Source organism: Nocardia sp. NPDC004168 (genome assembly GCF_040610355.1).
Taxonomy (GTDB): domain Bacteria; phylum Actinomycetota; class Actinomycetes; order Mycobacteriales; family Mycobacteriaceae; genus Nocardia; species Nocardia sichangensis.
Window position 1 is genome coordinate 1 of the sequence record NZ_JBEXME010000040.1, and the last position, 20473, is coordinate 20473.

Here is a 20473-nt window from a genome sequence, read left to right on the forward strand (position 1 = left end):
TGCCTCGCACTTCGGGATAAGCCTGGGAAACTGGGTCTAATACCGGATATGACCTCTTGTCGCATGGCTTGGGGTGGAAAGATTTATCGGTGCGAGATGGGCCCGCGGCCTATCAGCTTGTTGGTGGGGTAATGGCCTACCAAGGCGACGACGGGTAGCCGGCCTGAGAGGGCGACCGGCCACACTGGGACTGAGACACGGCCCAGACTCCTACGGGAGGCAGCAGTGGGGAATATTGCACAATGGGCGAAAGCCTGATGCAGCGACGCCGCGTGAGGGATGACGGCCTTCGGGTTGTAAACCTCTTTCGACAGGGACGAAGCGCAAGTGACGGTACCTGTAGAAGAAGCACCGGCCAACTACGTGCCAGCAGCCGCGGTAATACGTAGGGTGCGAGCGTTGTCCGGAATTACTGGGCGTAAAGAGCTTGTAGGCGGTTTGTCGCGTCGTCTGTGAAAACTCACAGCTCAACTGTGAGCTTGCAGGCGATACGGGCAGACTTGAGTACTGCAGGGGAGACTGGAATTCCTGGTGTAGCGGTGAAATGCGCAGATATCAGGAGGAACACCGGTGGCGAAGGCGGGTCTCTGGGCAGTAACTGACGCTGAGAAGCGAAAGCGTGGGTAGCGAACAGGATTAGATACCCTGGTAGTCCACGCCGTAAACGGTGGGCGCTAGGTGTGGGTTTCCTTCCACGGGATCCGTGCCGTAGCTAACGCATTAAGCGCCCCGCCTGGGGAGTACGGCCGCAAGGCTAAAACTCAAAGGAATTGACGGGGGCCCGCACAAGCGGCGGAGCATGTGGATTAATTCGATGCAACGCGAAGAACCTTACCTGGGTTTGACATACACCGGAAACCTGCAGAGATGTAGGCCCCCTTGTGGTCGGTGTACAGGTGGTGCATGGCTGTCGTCAGCTCGTGTCGTGAGATGTTGGGTTAAGTCCCGCAACGAGCGCAACCCTTGTCCTGTGTTGCCAGCACGTAATGGTGGGGACTCGCAGGAGACTGCCGGGGTCAACTCGGAGGAAGGTGGGGACGACGTCAAGTCATCATGCCCCTTATGTCCAGGGCTTCACACATGCTACAATGGCCGGTACAGAGGGCTGCGATACCGTGAGGTGGAGCGAATCCCTTAAAGCCGGTCTCAGTTCGGATCGGGGTCTGCAACTCGACCCCGTGAAGTTGGAGTCGCTAGTAATCGCAGATCAGCAACGCTGCGGTGAATACGTTCCCGGGCCTTGTACACACCGCCCGTCACGTCATGAAAGTCGGTAACACCCGAAGCCGGTGGCCTAACCCCTTGTGGGAGGGAGCCGTCGAAGGTGGGATCGGCGATTGGGACGAAGTCGTAACAAGGTAGCCGTACCGGAAGGTGCGGCTGGATCACCTCCTTTCTAAGGAGCATCTGCTCAGACACCTCGAACAGTCGAGTGTGGCTGTGCCAGAGCCGTTCATGTCCTCGAATGTGGGACTGCGGAGCTCATGGGTGGAACGCTGGCAACTTCTTCCGCGTATCGGTCGGTCTTCGATGGCTGGCTGGTGGTTGATATATCGACACACTGTTGGGTCCTGAAAGAACAGACGTTCTTTCCAGGCAAAAAATACGATCCGCTCGGATCTCCGGTTCATACCGCGGGGCTTTGTGCTTCGGCTGGTGTCGGGTTCGGGTTCGAGTGGGTGTGTTGTTTGAGAACTGCACAGTGGACGCGAGCATCTTTGTTTGTAAGTGTTGAAGAGCGTTCGGTGGATGCCTTGGCACCAGGAGCCGATGAAGGACGTAGGAGGCTGCGATAAGCCTCGGGGAGCTGTCAACCGAGCTGAGATCCGAGGATTTCCGAATGGGGAAACCCGGCACGAGTGATGTCGTGTCACCCTCCGCTGAATATATAGGCGGTGGGGAGGGAACGTGGGGAAGTGAAACATCTCAGTACCCACAGGAAGAGAAAACAATTGTGATTCCGTGAGTAGTGGCGAGCGAAAGCGGATGAGGCTAAACCATGCGTGTGTGATAGCCGGCAGGTGTTGCACGTGTGGGGTAGTGGGGCTCACTTTCCTATCACTGCCGTGGTAGGCAACAGTCAGAAAAGTGCGTGTTAGTCGAAGTGGTCTGGAACGGCCTGTCGTAGAGGGTGAGAATCCCGTAGGCGAAAATGCGTGCTCTGTTGTAGTGGGTGCCCGAGTAGCAGCGGGCCCGTGAAATCTGCTGTGAATCTGCCGGGACCACCCGGTAAGCCTGAATACTCCCTGGTGACCGATAGCGGACTAGTACCGTGAGGGAAAGGTGAAAAGTACCCCGGGAGGGGAGTGAAATAGTACCTGAAACCGAACGCTTACAATCCGTCAGAGCCTTCCCTTTTGTGGTGGGGTGATGGCGTGCCTTTTGAAGAATGAGCCTGCGAGTCATCGGTGTGTGGCGAGGTTAACCCGTGTGGGGTAGCCGTAGCGAAAGCGAGTCCGAATAGGGCGTTTGAGTCGCATGTCATGGACCCGAAGCGGAGTGATCTACCCATGGCCAGGGTGAAGCGACGGTAAGACGTCGTGGAGGCCCGAACCCACTTAGGTTGAAAACTGAGGGGATGAGCTGTGGGTAGGGGTGAAAGGCCAATCAAACTCCGTGATAGCTGGTTCTCCCCGAAATGCATTTAGGTGCAGCGTCACGTGTTTCACATCGGAGGTAGAGCTACTGGATGGCCTAGGGGGCCCACAAGCTTACCGAAGTCAGCCAAACTCCGAATGCCGGTGTGTGAGAGCGTGGCAGTGAGACTGCGGGGGATAAGCTTCGTAGTCGAGAGGGAAACAGCCCAGATCGCCGGCTAAGGCCCCTAAGCGTGTACTAAGTGGAAAAGGATGTGGGGTCGCGAAGACAACCAGGAGGTTGGCTTAGAAGCAGCCACCCTTGAAAGAGTGCGTAATAGCTCACTGGTCAAGTGATCCTGCGCCGACAATGTAGCGGGGCTCAAGTACACCGCCGAAGCCGCGGCATTCCAGCATTATTCTGCTTTCGAGCCAGGAGCTGGGATGGGTAGGGGAGCGTCGTGCAGCCGTGGAAGCAGCGGGGTGACCTAGTTGTGGAGGCTGTGCGAGTGAGAATGCAGGCATGAGTAGCGAAAGACGAGTGAGAAACTCGTCCGCCGAATGACCAAGGGTTCCTGGGCCAGGTTAATCCGCCCAGGGTGAGTCGGGACCTAAGGCGAGGCCGACAGGCGTAGTCGATGGACAACGGGTTGATATTCCCGTACCCGTGTATCCGCGCCCAATGGCGAATCAGTGGTGCTAAGTGCCCAAATGTGGATGGACTTCCTTCGGGAAGCTTGAAGCGGCTGCGCACGACCCCTGCTGTAGTAGTCAAGCGATGGGGTGACGCAGGAAGGTAGCTGGGCCAGGTGGTGGATTACCTGGTGTAAGCCGGTAGGGCGTTGTGTAGGCAAATCCGCACAACATGTGCCTGAGAGGTGATGCGTAGCCGATTGAGGCGAATTCAGTGATCCTATGCTGCCGAGAAAAGCCTCTAGTGAGTTGGTACACGGCCCGTACCCCAAACCGACACAGGTGGTCAGGTAGAGAATACCGAGGCGATCGAGAGAACTGTGGTTAAGGAACTCGGCAAAATGCCCCCGTAACTTCGGGAGAAGGGGGACCACGTCTGGTGACGATCTTTACGGTCCGAGCTGGGTGTGGTCGCAGAGACCAGAGAGAAGCGACTGTTTACTAAAAACACAGGTCCGTGCGAAGTCGTAAGACGATGTATACGGACTGACGCCTGCCCGGTGCCGGAAGGTTAAGAGGACCGGTTAGCGCTTTCGGGCGCGAAGCTGAGAATTTAAGCCCCGGTAAACGGCGGTGGTAACTATAACCATCCTAAGGTAGCGAAATTCCTTGTCGGGTAAGTTCCGACCTGCACGAATGGCGTAACGACTTCTCTGCTGTCTCAACCACAGACTCGGCGAAATTGCATTACGAGTAAAGATGCTCGTTACGCGCGGCAGGACGAAAAGACCCCGGGACCTTCACTATAGCTTGGTATTGGTGTTCGGTACGGTTTGTGTAGGATAGGTGGGAGACTGTGAAGCGGGCACGCCAGTGTTCGTGGAGTCGTCGTTGAAATACCACTCTGGTCGTATTGGACTTCTAACCTCGGACCCTGATCGGGTTCAGGGACAGTGCCTGGTGGGTAGTTTAACTGGGGCGGTTGCCTCCTAAAATGTAACGGAGGCGCCCAAAGGTTCCCTCAGCCTGGTTGGCAATCAGGTGTCGAGTGCAAGTGCACAAGGGAGCTTGACTGTGAGACTGACGGGTCGAGCAGGGACGAAAGTCGGGACTAGTGATCCGGCACCGGCATGTGGAAGCGGTGTCGCTCAACGGATAAAAGGTACCCCGGGGATAACAGGCTGATCTTCCCCAAGAGTCCATATCGACGGGATGGTTTGGCACCTCGATGTCGGCTCGTCGCATCCTGGGGCTGGAGTAGGTCCCAAGGGTTGGGCTGTTCGCCCATTAAAGCGGCACGCGAGCTGGGTTTAGAACGTCGTGAGACAGTTCGGTCTCTATCCGCCGCGCGCGTCAGAAACTTGAGGAAGGCTGTCCCTAGTACGAGAGGACCGGGACGGACGAACCTCTGGTGTGCCAGTTGTCCTGCCAAGGGCACTGCTGGTTGGCTACGTTCGGAAGGGATAACCGCTGAAAGCATCTAAGCGGGAAGCCTGTTCCAAGATGAGGTTTCTCACCACCTTCGAGTGGTTAAGGCCCCCTATAGACCATGGGGTTGATAGGCCGGAACTGGAAGCACGGTAACGTGTGGAGGTGACCGGTACTAATCGGCCGAGGACTTACCAACAAAGGTTGCTACGCGTCCACTGTGCGGTATCTGAAACAACACACAGATACCCGGAACACATTCCGTTTCCCATCCACCATTTGTGGTGGTGGGTGCGCCCGGCAGGGTGGGAGTGTGGGAGGGGTGTGGATAGTTTCATAGAGTTACGGCGGCCATAGCGGTGGGGAAACGCCCGGTCCCATTCCGAACCCGGAAGCTAAGCCTGCCAGCGCCGATGGTACTGCACTCGACAGGGTGTGGGAGAGTAGGACACCGCCGGAACATCCTTTCACGATAGGGGACCCAGACTCTGGGTCCCCTATCGTCGTTTGAGCACCTGTTGGAGCTTCGGCGAAGCCGCCGTGCCCGCGCCCCACCGTTGGTACGTGATTGAATCTGTGGGCAATATCGACTTTTCGAAACAGAAAGGGAGCACCGTGCCGGAACAAAACGACGATCGGAAGCCCTTCCGGCGCGGCGCTCCCGATTCCGGGTCCGGCCGGCGAGGCGACAGCCAGGACGCGGGCCGCCGCGGTGGGGGATTCAACCGTCGAGGTGACTCCGGGGAACGCGGCGACTACGGCCGCCGCGGTGATTCGGGCGGTTACGGTGCACGAGAGGGTTCGTCCGACCGGGGCGGGTTCCAGCGCCGAGACAATTCCGGCGGGTCCGATCGTCGCGGGGACAGCGGTGGTTACGACAAGCGCGGCGGCGAGCGCGGTGGATTCGGACGCCGGGACTCCGGCGACCGGCCCGGTGACACCGGTGGTTTTCGTCGCGGTGGTGACGCGCCCAGGCGCGGGAGTTTCCAGCGCCGGGACGAGCCCACGGGCCGTGGCGCCGCCGGTCGAGGCGGTCCGGGCGACCGCGGTGGTTCCAAGCGGTACGAGGATTCCGGTGAGCGCGGTGGCTTCAAACGCAGGAGTGATTCCGAAGAGCGGCGCGATGAATCGCGGGGTGGCTTCCGCCCCGGCGGCGATTCGGGTAGTCGCGGCGGGTTCCGTCGTGGTGATTCCCCGCGCGGTGGATCCGACCGTCGCCGTGACGATTTCGGCGATCGAGGTGATGCCCGCCGCGGCGAAACGGGCGAGCGGGGTGCGTTCAAGCGGCGTGGCGACTTCGAGGATCGCGGCGACGCCGGACGGCGTGGTGAGTCCGGTTTCCAGCGCCGTGACGACGATCGCCGTCGCCAGGGACCGGACCGGGAAGGTCGGCGCGACGTGGGCCGCGAGGCATCGGCACCGCGTGGTGAGGCGCCGCAGGAACGCCGCCGGGGCGGCGAAGGCGCTCGTGTCGGCGGAGGCCGTTCGCTCGACCGCCGCCCGCCGCGGCCGGAAGAACCCGATCTGCCGGAAGAGGTGCAAGCGACCGATCTCGACCCCGCCGTGCGGCGGGATCTGCTCAGCTTGGACAAAGGCAATGCGGAGACGGTCGCCCGGCACCTGGTGATGGCGGTGCGGCTGCTCGATGACGATCCCGGGCTCGCTCTCGCGCATGCCAGGGCTGCACGGCAGCGTGCCGGGCGGATCGCGGTCGTGCGCGAGACCGCGGGAGTGGTGGCCTACCACGCCGGTGAATGGGCGGAGGCCTTGTCGGAGTTGCGTACCGCGCGCCGGATGTCCGGTGGCTCGGGACTGCTCGCGGTCATGGCCGACTGCGAGCGCGGCCTGGGGCGTCCCGAGCGCGCGATCGAGCTCGGTCGCAGTGACGAGGCGCGCGCCCTGCGCGGCGACGATGCCGCCGAACTGCGCATCGTCGTGGCAGGCGCGCGCATGGACCTGGGCCAGTACGACCAGGCCGTCGTGACCCTCCAGACCTCTGATCTGGACCCGTCTCGGACGGGTTCGGCCGCGGCCCGCCTCTTCTACGCCTACGCCGACGCCCTGGTCGCCGCCGGACGAACCGACGAGGGCCTCACCTGGTTCCTGAACGCCGCCTCCGCAGACTTGGACGCGGAGACGGACGCCGAAGAACGCGCCGCCGAACTCACGGGCGACACCGACATCTGAACCTGCGATCGCAGCCGCGGAGGCGGGCTACCCTCGACGGCCCGTCATGGCGGAGTTGCCGAGCATACAGGCCCACCTCGTGGATTACGGGCAACCGGAGACGCTGTGGTGTCCGGAAGGTGTGTTGCCCATGCTGTGCCCGTCCCGCGTGGTCATCGCCGCGATTCGGACCCGGGGAGATGGGTTGGCCTCCGCGGTCTGTCGTGGCGGATCGGGTGCGGCGCGGTCTCGATCGGAGAAACCGGCAGGCTCATCTCGTGGATTACGGGCAACCCGAGGCGCTGTGGTGTCCGGAAGGAGTGTTGCCCATGCTGTGCCGGTCCCGCGAGGTCGTCGCCGGGACTCGGCCCGGTCGAGGCGGATCGTGGGCCGTCCGAATGCGCCCTCTGTCGGACGCGGCGACCGTTCCTGCGGCGAGTCCGGCGATGAGCAGCGCGGATGCCCCCTGCTTCGACTTTTCCCGGCTGCCTCTGGTCGCCGGGCCGCGACGACCCGCTCCCCCTGCCGCGATCGTCACCGGAAGAACACTGCGCATGCGGACCTCAATCGTTCGGGGTGTGCAGCCTGTCGGCATCGCGCTGAGGCGATTTCGACTGCATGACCTCACCCCGTGTCCGGGTCGCTCCCGGTGATACCGAGTCCGGAGCGAATTGCCCGGTGGACGCGGGCATACCGAGGACGTGGCCGCTGGTCGGAAACCGCCGTCGGGGTATGTGATCCGACGCTGCGGGAGTGGCTGACGCCACGTCTTTCCGGTCCGCTCGCTGGCGTAGTGTCGGTGTCTCGGACTCGGCGGACGGCGGGTCCGGCGGTGATGCGTCGGCACGGCGCCGATCGGTGACACGGAGTGAGAGTGGTGTGAAGCGACTACGAGAGCGCTACCGAGCCCTGCTGCTGGATCTGGACGGCACGTTGTATCGCGGTCACGCGGTGATCGAAGGGGCGCCGGAAGCGCTGGCGGCGGACGGGCAGGCGGACCAGCGGCTGGTGTACGTCACCAACAACGCCAGCCGCGGACCGCAGGTGGTGGCCGCGCATCTGTCCGAACTCGGGTTTCCCGCATCCACCGACGACGTGGTGACCAGCGCCCAGGCAGCGGCGCGGCTGTTGGCCGAGCGGCTCGACCCGGGTGCGCACGTGCTGGTGGTCGGCACCGACGACCTGGCCGCCGAGGTGGACGGCGTCGGACTTCGGCCGATCCGGCGCTTCGACGGGGACGCGCCCGCCGCTGTGGTGCAAGGACATTCACCACACACTTCTTGGCCGGACCTCGCCGAAGCCGCCTACGCCCTGCGCGCGGACGCACTGTGGATCGCGGCCAACACCGACCGGACCCTGCCGAACGAACGCGGCCTCGCGCCCGGTAACGGTGCGATGGTCGCGGCGTTGCGCGCCGCCTCCGATCGGGAGCCGATCGTCGCGGGCAAACCGTATGCGCCGCTGCTGGAGGACGCGCTCGTCCGGGCCGGTTCCCGCTCCGCTCTGGTGGTGGGCGACCGCCTCGACACCGATATCGAGGGCGCCAACCGTGTCGGTCTGGACTCGTTGCTTGTGCTCACCGGTGTCAGCACGCTGGACGAACTCCGGAAAGCCCCGGACGGGCAGATCCCGACATATGTCGCCGACTCGCTCGACGCCCTCAACCACGCGGTCGTTGCCGCCGAGCCGGAAGCCGATCTCGGTGAGATGCTTCAGCGCAACCCGGGGCGAGCTGTGACGGTCCGCGCGTCCGATTCGGAAATCCGATAGCGTTGACGCCACGATGACTACTCCAACGCCTCGTCCGCACGGCCCCGGTACGGGCGCCGGTGCACCGGGTCCCCGCCCAGGGGCCCCACTGCCCGGTCAGCACCTGCCGGGTGCGCAAGGGCGCCCGGAGCCTGCCGATCCGGATCGAATTCGCGGCGAGGTCGACAGCCTGCTCGCCGAACTCGACTTCCCCGGCCGAAGCGGAGTCGCGACCGACAGCGCCGAAGCCGGAGTCGACATCACCCGTCGCGCTCGCATCCTGGAGCAGGCACATGACGTGCTGGTACAGGCCTTGGCCACGGTGGACAAGATCTGAGGTGGCCAGGCGCGCGCGGGTGGACGCGGAACTGGTTCGCCGCGGGTTGGCGAGATCGCGAGAACACGCGGTCGAGCTGATCGGCGCGGGCCGCGTCCTGATAGCTGGAACGGTCGCGGTGAAGCCGGCGACCGCCGTCGAGACGGGCACCCCGCTGGTGGTCCGCGACGAGCCCGACGAGGTGTCGTGGGCCTCGCGCGGTGCGCACAAACTGCTCGGGGCGCTGGAGCGGTTCGAGCAGGACGGGTTGTCCGTAGCGGGTAAGCGCTGTCTGGACGCGGGCGCCTCGACCGGCGGTTTCACCGACGTGCTGCTGGCACGGGAGGCGCGGGAGGTCCTCGCGGTCGACGTCGGCTACGGCCAGCTGGTCTGGCGCCTGCGCAACGACGAGCGGGTCCGGGTGTTCGATCGGACCAACGTGCGCAACCTGACGCCCGAAACCATCGGCGGCACGGTCGAAATGGTGGTGGGCGACCTGTCGTTCATCTCGCTGAGCCTGGTGCTGCCCGCGCTGGCCGCGTGCGCCGCGCCGGGCGCCGACCTGCTGCCCATGGTGAAACCGCAGTTCGAAGTCGGCAAGGAGCGGGTCGGTTCGGGCGGCGTGGTGCGTGATCCCGCGTTGCGCGCCGAGGCGGTGCGCACGGTGGCGGCCGCGGCCGCGGAACTGGGCATGCGTACCGCCGGTGTCGTGGCGAGCCCGCTGCCGGGCCCGTCCGGCAATGTCGAATACTTCTTGTGGTTGCGTACCGACGGGCCGTTCGAATACGACGGTGAGCAGGTCGCCGCGCTGGTCGAGCGTGCGGTTGAGGAGGGTCCACAGTGAACGCGCTGGCCGAGCCCTGCGGCCGGGAGATCTTGCTGGTGTCGCATCCCGGTCGCGCGGAGATCATCGAAACCGCCCACCGGGTGGCGAAGATCTTCGCCGACGCGGGCATCTGCCTGCGTGTACTCGCCGACGAAGCGGACAGCACGCGGTTCGAGTCCGAGCCGGGCGGTTTTCCGGTGCGCGTGGTCGAGCACAGCGCGGAGGCGGCGGTCGGCTGCGAGATGGTGCTCGTGCTCGGCGGCGACGGTACGTTCCTGCGTGCCGCCGAGTTGGCGCGCCCGGCCGGGGTGCCGGTGCTCGGGATCAATCTCGGCCGCATCGGTTTTCTCACCGAGGCCGAGGCCGAGCACTTGGACGAGGCGCTCGCGCAGGTGGTCCGACGTGATTACACGATCGAGCACCGGATGACCATCGACGTCACCGTGCGGATCGAGGACGAGGTCGTCGACAGCGGATGGGCGCTGAACGAGGCGAGCATCGAGAACGCTTCGCGCATGGGGGTTCTGGAAGTGGTGCTGGAAGTCGACGGGCGCCCGGTCTCGTCGTTCGGCTGTGACGGCATCCTCATCTCCACACCGACCGGATCGACCGCCTACGCCTTCTCCGCGGGCGGCCCGGTGGTGTGGCCGGAACTGGAAGCGTTGCTGGTGATTCCGAGCAATGCCCATGCCCTGTTCGCGCGACCGCTGGTGACCAGCCCGGATTCCCGGATCGCGGTCGAGTCCGTGGCGACCGGACACGATGCGATAGTTTTCCTGGACGGCAGGCGCACGCTCGCACTGCCCAGCGGTGGACGGGTCGAAGCGGTTCGCGGCGCTCGACCGGTGCGCTGGGTGCGGCTGGACTCCGCACCGTTCGCCGACCGGATGGTGCGCAAGTTCCAATTGCCCGTGACAGGCTGGCGTGGCCGACGGCGAACGGAGAGCACAAGTGCTGACAGAGATCAGGATTGACGGGCTTGGCGTCATTTCCACGGCGACCGCGCAGTTCCACGCGGGACTGACCTGCCTGACCGGCGAGACCGGCGCGGGCAAGACGATGGTGGTGACCAGCCTGCATCTGCTCAGCGGTGCGCGCGCGGACGCGGGCCGGGTCCGGCTCGGCGCGTCCCGTGCCGTGGTCGAGGGCCGGTTCACCATCGACGACGTCAACGACGCCGCCCGCGCGGAGGTCGCGCAGGTACTGGAGGCGGCCGCGGCCGAGCAGGACGACGACGGCAGCGTCATCGCGATCCGCACGGTCGGCAGCGACGGTCGCTCGCGTGCGCATCTCGGTGGCCGCGGCGTCCCAGCCTCGGTGCTGGCCGATTTCACCGCCCCCCTGCTGACCGTGCACGGGCAGAACGATCAGCTGCGTTTGCAGCGCCCCGACCAGCAGTTGTCGGCACTGGACCAGTTCGCGGGCGACGCGGTGGGTACGCTGCTGCGGAAATACCAGGTGCTGCGCCGATCGTGGCTCGACGCCCGCACCGAACTGCTCGAACGGACCGCTCGCAGCCGGGAACTGGCGCTCGAGGCCGAGCGACTCGAGCACTCGTTGAACGAAATCGACGCCATCGCGCCGGAACCCGGCGAAGACGTGCGCATCGTCGACGAGGTGCGCAGGCTCAGCGATCTGGACTCGCTGCGGGAGGCGGCGGCCACCGCGCACGGCGCGCTGGCCGGGCCTGCCGACGTGCCCGAGGACGGTTCCGGCGCGCTGGAGGCGCTCGGCGCCGCGCGCGCCCGCATCGAAGCCGCCGACGATCCGGCGCTGGTCGCGCTCGCGCCGCGCCTGGCCGACGCCATCGCCGTGGTGGTCGACGTGACCACCGAGCTGAGCGGGTATCTCTCGGACCTGCCTTCGGACCCGGGTGCGCTGGATTCGCTGCTCACCCGCCAGGCGGAATTGAAGACACTGACCCGGAAGTACGCGCCGGACATCGATGGCGTACTGGCTTGGGCGCAGGAGGCGCGCACCCGGCTCGGCTCGCTGGACGTTTCCGAGGAGGCGCTGGCCAAGCTGGCCGCCGAGGTGGACACCGCCGCGGAACGGGTGCGGGAGGCGGCGAAGAAGTTGAGCGCCGCGCGGACCAAGGCGGCGGGCAAGCTCGCGACCGCGGTGAGTGCCGAGCTGGGTGGTCTCGCCATGGGCAAGGCGCGTCTGGAGGTCGAGGTGCGGCCGATGCTCGCGGGCGCGCAGGACTCGGCGCCGCTCACTGTCGACGGCAAGGAATTGCACGCGGGGTCCACAGGCGTCGATGAGGCCGAGTTCCGGCTGGCCGCGCATTCGGGCGCGCAGTCGTTGCCGTTGAGCAAGAGCGCGTCCGGCGGTGAGCTGTCCCGGGTGATGCTGGCGCTGGAGGTGGTGCTCGCTGGGTCCGAGCATGGAGCGACGATGGTGTTCGACGAGGTCGACGCGGGCGTCGGCGGGCGAGCCGCGGTGGAGATCGGCCGCAGGCTGGCCCGGCTGGCGCGTACCCACCAGGTGATCGTGGTGACCCATCTGCCGCAGGTGGCGGCGTTCGCCGACACCCACCTGGTGGTCGACAAATCCGACGACGGCAAGGGCACTGTCAACAGTGGCGTCCGTGCGCTCACCAACGACGAGCGGGTGGTGGAACTGGCGCGCATGCTGGCCGGTCTCGACGACACCGAGACCGGCCGGGCACACGCGGAGGAACTGCTGGCGACGGCGCGCGCCGAGAAAGCGGGCGCCGAGGTGGCCACGCGCTGAGCGCGCGGGTCAGCGCACCGCTTTCTGCGCGCCCTTGATGAACTGGCCGATCAGGTTCTTCAAACCGAACTCGAGCACCTTGGCCGGCACCGGAAGCGACGGATCGGACTCCATCGTGTAGGAGACGAGAGTGCCGTTGTCGGCGTCGGCGAAGGTGACGATGCCGACGTGCCGCTTCACCGGCGCGCCCTTGACGATCTTGTACTCCATTCGCTCACCTGGCACGAGCTTGGTGATCTCCTCCGTGACACCGACCGGGCCGAGGCCGATCAGGTGCTGCGCGCCGACGCCCTCCCGCTCGGTCACGCCGGGTTTGACCAGCTTGACCTGCACCGGAACGTAGGGGCTTATGCTCTCGCGGTCGGCGAAGAGCCGGTACACGACCTCACGCGGGGCGGCGATGACGGCGTCGACGGTGGTGCTGGCCATGAATTCTCCTCTTCCAGTTACGTGTGACGGGCAGCATATAGGTACAGCGGGCGCGGCTCGGTGATCGTGTCGTCCGCATCACAATCGGCGGCGAGCCGTTCGGGTGGCCGGTGTTCCGCGCCGCTGCCGTCCGGGCGCGAAGTGTCCGAGTCGATGCGCTGTGACGACGGGCGTCGAGCGCATAACCGGTCAGATCTACTGGTGATATCCGTGAAATATCTAGTCACGGATGCGGATCTTGGTTGCCGGACCCGAGGATGGCCCCGGAGCGATGGGTAGTTCGCTGCGGTCAAAGGTTGTGTATCAGGGATTTTCGCGTCTGGTGTAGATGTCGAGCGAATCAATGTCCGTAATGTCCGTTTAGTGATCTACTATTGAAGTCAGTAAGTGAACGGCGGGTGAATTCCGCTGAACATGGGAAGCGCCGAGGCAAAGGGGCCATCATGCGCAGTGTTCTTACGGTGACGATCGCGACGGGGGGACCGGGGTGTCGCGGCTCGGCGACCGGAGGTGGCCGGGAAAGGTCGAAGAAGGGCGCATTCGCCCTGCTCGTCGCCGGTCTCGCCGCCGGAACGGTCGCCGCGGCGGGCGGCGCTGCCGCGGAGTCCTTGTCGCGCTCCGACCACTCAGGGCGTTCGGGTTCGCACGGCGACTCGACGGGGTGGCACAAGATCGATCCGTTCGGATACCGACACTCCGACCCGAATTCGCTGCGACAGAACGAACATCAGCATGCCCTGCGTGAGTATCACCGGCAGAACATGCCGCGACCCGACGAAAGTGGTGCGAGCGACGGCTCTGGCGAAACGGCCTGGTCTCGTACTCAACGCCCGGACGGCAGTGGCTGGACTGTGTGCCGTCCGCAGGCGAAGTGGTGCTGACCGGTGAACGAGGCGCGAACTCCGCCGCAGCGATGGGCGCGGTGAGTTCTCGCGTGCTGGCGAAGTCGCTCCGCATCAGATCGCTTCCGGTGATGAGTAGCGAGATATTCGCTATGTACTGGAATCGCACTGTGCCGCGCCGTCAGTGTGACTCGAAGCGGGATTCGCAACTCGATTGCTGACTGGGTCGATCGTGGGGGCGTTGCCTGATGGTCGACCTTCGGCAGTTTGTGAATAATTCGCTGCCTCACTACACAAATGCAGGGACTGCTTCATGAATCGAGTGACGGCGGTGTTGTCGGCGAATGGGATTGCCAGTACATAGCGTGATATCGAATGGGGCTGTGTGAGACGGCGCGCCTCCACCAATGGTTGAGGGTTTGCGGTCATCATCGCTGCATGAAGATGCCGGCGCTGTTGTCGAGAAACACCGAAACGCTTCCTGGTCTGATCGGGACGGCCCGGGTGGATCGCGACACCCGGCGGCTGCTCGGCCGGGTCGGGCCGGGCGACATCGTCGTCCTCGACGAGATGGACCTCGATCGGATGACCGCCGACCGGCTGGTCGAGGCACGCGTCGGCGCGGTGATCAATACCTCGCCGTCCATCTCCGGCCGTTACCCCAACCTGGGCCCCGAGGCGCTCGTGTCCCATGGGATCCTGCTGCTGGACACGGTGAGTTCGGATGCGTTCAAGCGGATCAAAGACGGTGTCAAGGTCCGCGTCGACGGTGGCGTGGTCTACGCCGATCGGCTGATCAAGAAGGAACCCGAGGTGCTCGTCGAGGGCATCGAGCTCACCGGGCCTGCCATCGCGGAGCGGATGATCGAGGCGCGCAACGGTCTGGCCGATCACCTCGAGGCCTTCGCGGGCAACACCATCGAGTTCATCCGGACCGAGAGCGCGCTGCTCATCGACGGGTTCGGCGTCCCGGAACTGGATCTGGTGATGAAGCAACGGCACGTGGTGGTCGTCGCCGACGGACCGGACCACGCGGAGGATCTGCAACGGCTCAAGCCGTTCATCAAGGAATACGCCCCCATCCTGATCGGGGTGGGGCGCGGCGCGGACACTCTGCGCAGGCGTGGATACCGGCCCGACGTCATCGTGGGCGATCCGGAGGAGATCACCACCGCGACGATGAAGTGCGGCGCCGAGGTGATCCTGCCCGCCGACACCGATGGCCACGCCAAGGGCCTCGAACGCATCCAGGACCTCGGCATCGGCGCGACGACCTTCCCGTCTTCCGGTTCGCCCGCCGATCTTGCGCTGCTGCTGGCCGAGCATCACGAAGCCGCGCTGATCGTCACCGCGGGAGCGCCCGCCTCGCTCGACGACTTCTTCGACCGGGGCCGCCGCGACAGCAATCCGGCCACCTTCCTGACTCGGCTCAAGGTGGGCACGAAGCTGATGGACGCCAAGGCGGTGGCCACCTTGTACCGCAACCGCGTGTCCGGAGTCGCCGTCGCGCTGGTGGTGCTCGCCGCGCTGGTCGCGGTGATCGTCGTGTTGCTGGCGTCCAACAGCGGTGGCGACGTCCTGGACTGGGGTGTGGACAACTGGAACCGCTTCGCGCGGTGGGCGCAGGGGCAAGTCGGAGCTCGAGAATTCTGAGGAGAACGATGATTTCGATGCGCCAGCACGCCATCTCGATCGTCGCGATCTTTCTCGCGCTCGCGATCGGTGTGGTGCTCGGATCCCAGACGCTCGCGGCGGATCTGCTGTCGGGCTTGCGGGCGGACAAGGCCGACCTGCGGCAGCAGGTCGACGCACTGACCGAGCGGAACCGCCTGCTCGACGAGCAGACCACGGCCGCCGACCGGTTCATCGCCGGTTCGTCGGGCCGCATTCTCGGCGGTGCGCTGGCCGACCGCAGTGTCGTCGTGTTCACGACCCCGGACGCCGATCCCGGGGACGTCGACGCGGTGACCAGAGCGCTCGCGGCCGCGGGCGCGGGCGTCACGGGACGGATCGCGCTCACCGAGGCGTTCGCCGACGGCAGCGAAGGCGATCGGATGCGCACGGCCGTCACGAACGTCATCCCGGCCGGGGCGCAGCTGCGTACCGGCGCGGTGGACCAGGGCAGCATGGCCGGTGATCTGCTCGGCCTGGTACTGCTGCTCGATCCGGCCAACGGGCAAACCCGGAGCACCCCGGAGGAACTCGGGCTGGTGCTGGAGACCCTGCGCGGCGGCGGCTTCCTCGCCTACGGCGACACGCCGGTGCGACCCGCGCAGATCGCGGTCGTGATCACCGGTGATGGCGCCGCCGCGGCCCGGGACGGCGTCGGCTCGAATACCGCGCGCTTCGCGGGCGCTCTGCGCGGCCGGGGTGCGGGAGTGGTGCTCGCCGGTCGCGCGGGCGCCGCCGACGGGCAGGGGCCGATCGCCGTGGTCCGCTCCGACGCGGCGCTCGCGGCGCAGGTGAGCACCGTCGACAATGTCGAGCGCGAGCTCGGCCGGGTCACGACCGCGCTCGCGCTCACCGAACAGCTCAACGGGGGCGCCGGACGATACGGCACCGGCGCCGAGGCCGCCTCGCTCACACTGGCCGTCGTGCCTGGCTGACCAGCCGGAAGACTGTCGTCGGGCAACTGGAGGATGCGCGCGCCGGGCCCGGATCGATCGCTATCACGGGCGTCGCGGCACCCGCTTCCTCCGCACGTCGGCGACCGCGACGAGACGCGCCCCACAGTCCGGCCGCGCGGGCTCTGATCGATGTCCCGCGATCGGCGGGCAAACGCGCGTGGCATTCGAACGGACGGGCGGATTCGTGTTACCGTGAAGACCCGTGGGTCAAACACGGATTCAGGCGCGAACGGACACGAAGCACATCTTCGTCAGCGGTGGTGTCGCCTCCTCATTGGGTAAAGGTCTTACCGCCTCCAGCCTCGGTCAGCTGCTGACGGCGCGTGGGCTGCGCGTCACGATGCAGAAACTCGACCCGTATCTGAACGTCGATCCCGGCACGATGAACCCCTTCCAGCACGGCGAGGTGTTCGTGACGGAGGACGGCGCGGAGACCGACCTGGACGTCGGCCACTACGAGCGCTTCCTCGACCGGGACCTGTCCCGCGACGCGAACGTGACCACCGGGCAAATCTATTCGTCGGTCATCGCCAAGGAGCGCCGCGGCGAGTATCTCGGCGACACGGTGCAGGTGATCCCGCACATCACCGACGAGATCAAGAGCCGGATCCTCGCGATGCGCGGCCCGGATCTGCAGGGCCAGACGCCGGACGTGGTGATCACCGAGATCGGCGGCACCGTCGGCGACATCGAGTCGCAGCCGTTCCTGGAGGCCGCCCGCCAGATCCGCCACGACGTCGGCCGGGACAACGTCTTCTTCCTGCACGTCTCGTTGGTGCCCTACCTGGCGCCCTCCGGGGAGCTGAAGACCAAGCCGACCCAGCACTCGGTGGCGGCGCTGCGCAATATCGGCATCCAGCCCGACGCGCTGATCCTGCGCTGCGACCGTGAGGTCCCGCAAGGGCTGAAGAGCAAGATCGCGCTGATGTGCGACGTCGAGGTCGACGCCTGCATCTCCACGCCGGACGCGCGGTCGATCTACGACATCCCGCGGGTGCTGCACCGGGAGGGCCTGGACGCCTACGTGGTGCGCAGGCTGGGCCTGCCGTTCCGCGACGTGGACTGGACGGTGTGGGGCGACCTGCTCGACCGGGTGCACGCGCCGCGCGAGACGGTCGAGGTCGCGCTGGTCGGTAAGTACGTCGATCTGCCCGACGCGTACCTCTCGGTCACCGAGGCGCTGCGCGCGGGCGGGTTCGCCTCGCGGGCCAAGGTGAACATCCGCTGGGTGCCCTCCGACGAGTGCGAGACTCCCGCGGGCGCGCAGCACGCGCTGCGCGACGTGGACGCCGTGCTGATTCCCGGCGGCTTCGGCATCCGCGGCATCGAGGGCAAGGTCGGCGCGATCCACTACGCGCGTACCCGCGGCATTCCGCTGCTCGGCTTGTGTCTCGGATTGCAGTGCGTCGTGATCGAGGCGGCGCGCACGGTGGGGCTGGCGGAGGCCAACTCGGCCGAATTCGAACCGGACACGCCGCACCCCGTCATCTCCACCATGGCCGACCAGGAGCAGGCCGTGGCAGGTGAGGCCGACCTCGGCGGCACCATGCGGCTCGGCGCCTACCCGGCGACCCTGGAGAAGGGCTCGGTCGTCGCCCAGGCCTACGGCAGCGAGCACGTCTCCGAGCGTCATCGCCACCGTTACGAGGTGAACAACGCCTATCGCGACAAGGTCGCCGAGAGCGGCTTGAAGTTCAGCGGCACCTCGCCGGACGGGCACCTGGTCGAGTTCGTCGAGCTGCCCGCCGACGTGCATCCGTTCTTCGTCGCCACGCAGGCGCACCCTGAATTGAAGAGCCGGCCGACCCGCCCGCATCCGCTGTTCGCGGCGCTCATCTCGGCGGCGCTGAAATACAAAGCGGCCGAACGACTTCCGGTGGACATTCCGGGCGAAGAACTGGCGGGTGCGGCGGAACAGGCGTAGTGGCATGACCAACGGGGGCGCTGCCGAGCCGGGCAGCCACGACTTCGAGATCGAATCCAGCAGAACCGTCTACAGCGGCGCGATCCTCGCGTTGCGGCTCGACCAGGTGCGGATGCCGGGTGGCCGGGTCGTCGAGCGCGAGGTGATCGAGCACCACGGCGCCGTCGCGGTCGCCGCGATCGACGACGACGGCAACGTGGTGCTGATCAACCAGTACCGTCATCCGATCGGCAGGCGGCTGCTCGAACTGCCCGCCGGTTTGCTCGACGTGCCCGGGGAGGACCCGCTGCTCGCGGCGCGTCGTGAGCTGGCCGAGGAGACCGGGCTGGCCGCCCGGGAATGGGCGGTCCTGGTGGACGTGGCGCTCTCGCCCGGGTTCACCGACGAAGCGTTGCGGATCTACCTGGCTCGCGGGTTGTACGAAACCGATCGTCCGGAGCCGGAATTCGAGGAGGCGGACCTGGAAGTGGTCCGCATGCCGGTCGACGCGGCGGTCCGCGCGGCGTTGAGCGGGGAGATCGTCAACGCCACCGCGGTCGCCGGCGTGCTCGCCCTGGCGGCCGCGCGGGCGGACGGCATCGAACCGCGGCCGCCGGACGCCCCATGGGACGGGCAGCCGACGAATTTCCTCCGCCGCAAGGCGGCCCAGAAGTCCGAAGACTGACCGGAGGTGCTCGGTCGCGAGCTCGACACCTATCTCGACCACCTCACCGTCGAGCGCGGCGTCGCGCCCAACACCCTGAACGCCTACCGGCGTGATCTCGGTCGGTATCTGGACTTCCTGACCGGGCGCGGCATCGGCTCGCTCGACCGGGTCGACGAGTCCGACGTCGCGGAGTTCACCATGGCGCTGCGCTCGGGCGGCCCCGGGCACCCGCCGCTGGCGGCGAGTTCGGTGGCCCGCGCGCTGATCGCGGTGCGCGGCTGGCATCGCTTCGCCGCCGCGGAGGGTTTGACCGACACCGATGTGGCGCACGCGGTGAAGCCGCCCGCGCCGGGGCGCAGGTTGCCCAAGGCGCTGCCCTACGACCAGGTGCTGAAACTGCTGGAGGCGGCGGGCGGCGGCCAAGGCGATCCCGCTGCGGGCGTAGACGGCGGACCACGCGGCCTGCGTGACCGCGCACTGCTTGAATTGCTGTATTCCACCGGCGCCAGGATCTCGGAAACGGTCGGGCTGGACGTCGATGATCTCGACATCGAGGAACGGGCGGTCGTCCTGCGCGGCAAGGGCGGGAAACAGCGTCTTGTGCCGATCGGGCGGCCCGCGCTCGCCGCCGTGGACGCGTATCTGGTGCGGGGAAGGCCCGTGCTCGCCGCACGCGGAAAAGCCAACGCGGGAGCCCTGTTCCTGAATGTACGCGGCGCCCGGCTGTCCCGGCAGAGTGCCTGGCAGGTCCTGCACACCGCCGCCGAACGCGCGGGCATCGCGGCCGCGGTGTCACCGCACACCCTGCGCCATTCCTTCGCCACCCATCTGCTCGACGGCGGCGCCGATGTGCGGGTGGTGCAGGAATTGCTGGGCCACGCCTCGGTGACCACGACCCAGATCTATACCTTGGTGACGGTCAACACCCTGCGCGAGGTCTGGGCCACCGCGCATCCCCGCGCCCGGTAATCCGTTGCACGCGTCGGGAACTTCGCGTGCGCGATGTGACGGAACAAAGTGGACTGTAGTCCGGTTGTGCTGGTTCGCCGGGTGAGCGCGGTGCTGTCACCGACGGCTCGGTTCCCGACCACAACGCGAGGTGAATTGCATGGCAAAGTCTTTCATCGTCCACGAGTCCGATGTCGAGGCGATTCCGTTGCCCGGCGGCGGCTCCTTCCGGCTGTTGGAGGACAGCGAGAACTCCGAAGGGCTCTTCGGCGCCAATCGGCTGACCCTGGCCGCGGGTGCGGACGGCACCCGGCCGCACCATCACACGAAGTCGACCGAGATCTTCTATGTGCTGGGCGGCACAATGGATTTTCTCGTCGACGGCGCCAGAACCGCGGTGAGCGAAGGTGGTCTGGTGGTGGTTCCGCCGGGCACGGTGCACGCCTTCGGGGCCACCGCCGAAGGGCCCGCCGAGTTTCTGGCTGTGCTCACACCCGGTATCGTCCGCTTCGAGTACTTCCGGCAACTCGGCCGGATCGCGCGCGGGGAGGCGGACTGGGACAGCATGAACGAGTTGCACGACCGGTTCGACGTTCATTTCGATGGCGGACCGCAGTGGCGCTGACC

The 20473-nt window shown here is 66.2% G+C and carries 12 protein-coding genes, 3 rRNA genes and 1 pseudogene; 15 read left to right on the plus strand and 1 reads right to left on the minus strand.

Annotated elements, in window-relative coordinates; translation table 11 throughout:
- The 9 genes and pseudogenes from ABZW96_RS34635 to recN all read left to right on the plus strand — a co-directional run.
- Positions 1-1396: ribosomal RNA gene (locus ABZW96_RS34635) — 16S ribosomal RNA — on the plus strand; the annotation flags it as partial.
- A 326-nt stretch (positions 1397-1722) separates the two neighbouring features.
- A 23S ribosomal RNA gene (locus ABZW96_RS34640) occupies positions 1723-4836 on the plus strand.
- A gap of 144 nt (positions 4837-4980) precedes the next feature.
- Positions 4981-5097, plus strand: a 5S ribosomal RNA gene (rrf, locus tag ABZW96_RS34645).
- A gap of 662 nt (positions 5098-5759) precedes the next feature.
- Positions 5760-6824 (plus strand): annotated as a pseudogene (locus ABZW96_RS34650) (hypothetical protein); the annotation flags it as partial.
- An 858-nt stretch (positions 6825-7682) separates the two neighbouring features.
- Positions 7683-8573 (plus strand): HAD-IIA family hydrolase, encoded by an 891-nt coding sequence (locus ABZW96_RS34655; protein ID WP_355080717.1) that lies wholly within the window; start codon positions 7683-7685, stop codon positions 8571-8573.
- A gap of 13 nt (positions 8574-8586) precedes the next feature.
- A complete protein-coding gene (locus ABZW96_RS34660; protein ID WP_355080718.1) occupies positions 8587-8889 on the plus strand; it encodes a hypothetical protein in 303 nt (100 codons plus the stop codon).
- 1 nt (position 8890) lies between these two features.
- Positions 8891-9712 carry a TlyA family RNA methyltransferase gene (locus ABZW96_RS34665; protein ID WP_355080720.1) on the plus strand — a complete coding sequence of 274 codons (822 nt, stop codon included), beginning with the start codon at positions 8891-8893 and terminating at the stop codon, positions 9710-9712.
- Positions 9709-10668 carry an NAD kinase gene (locus ABZW96_RS34670; protein WP_355080722.1) on the plus strand — a complete coding sequence of 320 codons (960 nt, stop codon included), beginning with the start codon at positions 9709-9711 and terminating at the stop codon, positions 10666-10668. The genes ABZW96_RS34665 and ABZW96_RS34670 overlap by 4 nt, the downstream gene beginning before the upstream one ends.
- Positions 10646-12430, plus strand: coding sequence for a DNA repair protein RecN (gene recN / locus ABZW96_RS34675; RefSeq protein ID WP_355080724.1), 1785 nt, complete (start codon positions 10646-10648; stop codon positions 12428-12430). The genes ABZW96_RS34670 and recN overlap by 23 nt, the downstream gene beginning before the upstream one ends.
- A 9-nt stretch (positions 12431-12439) precedes the next feature.
- Here the strand turns inward: recN and ABZW96_RS34680 are convergent, their stop codons facing one another.
- Complete coding sequence (locus ABZW96_RS34680) at positions 12440-12859, minus strand: SRPBCC family protein (protein ID WP_355080725.1); 420 nt, start codon at positions 12857-12859, stop codon at positions 12440-12442.
- Positions 12860-14139: 1280 nt separating this feature from the next.
- On the opposite strand from ABZW96_RS34680, the gene steA reads away from it, so the two are divergent.
- The 6 genes from steA to ABZW96_RS34710 all read left to right on the plus strand — a co-directional run bounded on the left by steA (position 14140) and on the right by ABZW96_RS34710 (position 20471).
- Positions 14140-15354, plus strand: coding sequence for a putative cytokinetic ring protein SteA (gene steA, locus ABZW96_RS34685; protein ID WP_355080727.1), 1215 nt, complete (start codon positions 14140-14142; stop codon positions 15352-15354).
- A gap of 8 nt (positions 15355-15362) precedes the next feature.
- On the plus strand, positions 15363-16307 hold the full coding sequence (locus ABZW96_RS34690; RefSeq protein WP_355080729.1) for a copper transporter: 945 nt from the start codon (positions 15363-15365) through the stop codon (positions 16305-16307).
- Between the two features lie 223 nt (positions 16308-16530).
- Complete coding sequence (locus ABZW96_RS34695; RefSeq protein ID WP_355080731.1) at positions 16531-18252, plus strand: CTP synthase; 1722 nt, start codon at positions 16531-16533, stop codon at positions 18250-18252.
- Positions 18253-18256: 4 nt separating this feature from the next.
- Positions 18257-18916, plus strand: a complete 660-nt coding sequence (locus ABZW96_RS34700) for an NUDIX hydrolase (RefSeq protein WP_355080733.1) — start codon at positions 18257-18259, stop codon at positions 18914-18916.
- Positions 18917-18922: 6 nt separating this feature from the next.
- The gene (gene xerD, locus ABZW96_RS34705; RefSeq protein WP_355080735.1) at positions 18923-19867 is read left to right on the plus strand and encodes a site-specific tyrosine recombinase XerD; all 945 of its coding nucleotides are present in this window, start codon (positions 18923-18925) and stop codon (positions 19865-19867) included.
- 139 nt (positions 19868-20006) lie between these two features.
- Positions 20007-20471, plus strand: coding sequence for a cupin domain-containing protein (locus ABZW96_RS34710; protein WP_355080736.1), 465 nt, complete (start codon positions 20007-20009; stop codon positions 20469-20471).
- Positions 20472-20473 lie beyond the last annotated feature (2 nt).

Excerpts from the sequence above, each read along its gene's own strand:
- ABZW96_RS34710 (WP_355080736.1), top strand. The coding sequence starts at position 20,007 with ATGGCAAAGTCTTTCATCGTCCACGAGTCCGATGTCGAGGCGATTCCG.
- steA (WP_355080727.1), top strand. The coding sequence starts at position 14,140 with ATGAAGATGCCGGCGCTGTTGTCGAGAAACACCGAAACGCTTCCTGGT.
- ABZW96_RS34660 (WP_355080718.1), top strand. The coding sequence starts at position 8,587 with ATGACTACTCCAACGCCTCGTCCGCACGGCCCCGGTACGGGCGCCGGT.
- ABZW96_RS34700 (WP_355080733.1), top strand. The coding sequence starts at position 18,257 with ATGACCAACGGGGGCGCTGCCGAGCCGGGCAGCCACGACTTCGAGATC.
- ABZW96_RS34680 (WP_355080725.1), bottom strand. The coding sequence starts at position 12,859 with ATGGCCAGCACCACCGTCGACGCCGTCATCGCCGCCCCGCGTGAGGTC.
- ABZW96_RS34690 (WP_355080729.1), top strand. The coding sequence starts at position 15,363 with ATGATTTCGATGCGCCAGCACGCCATCTCGATCGTCGCGATCTTTCTC.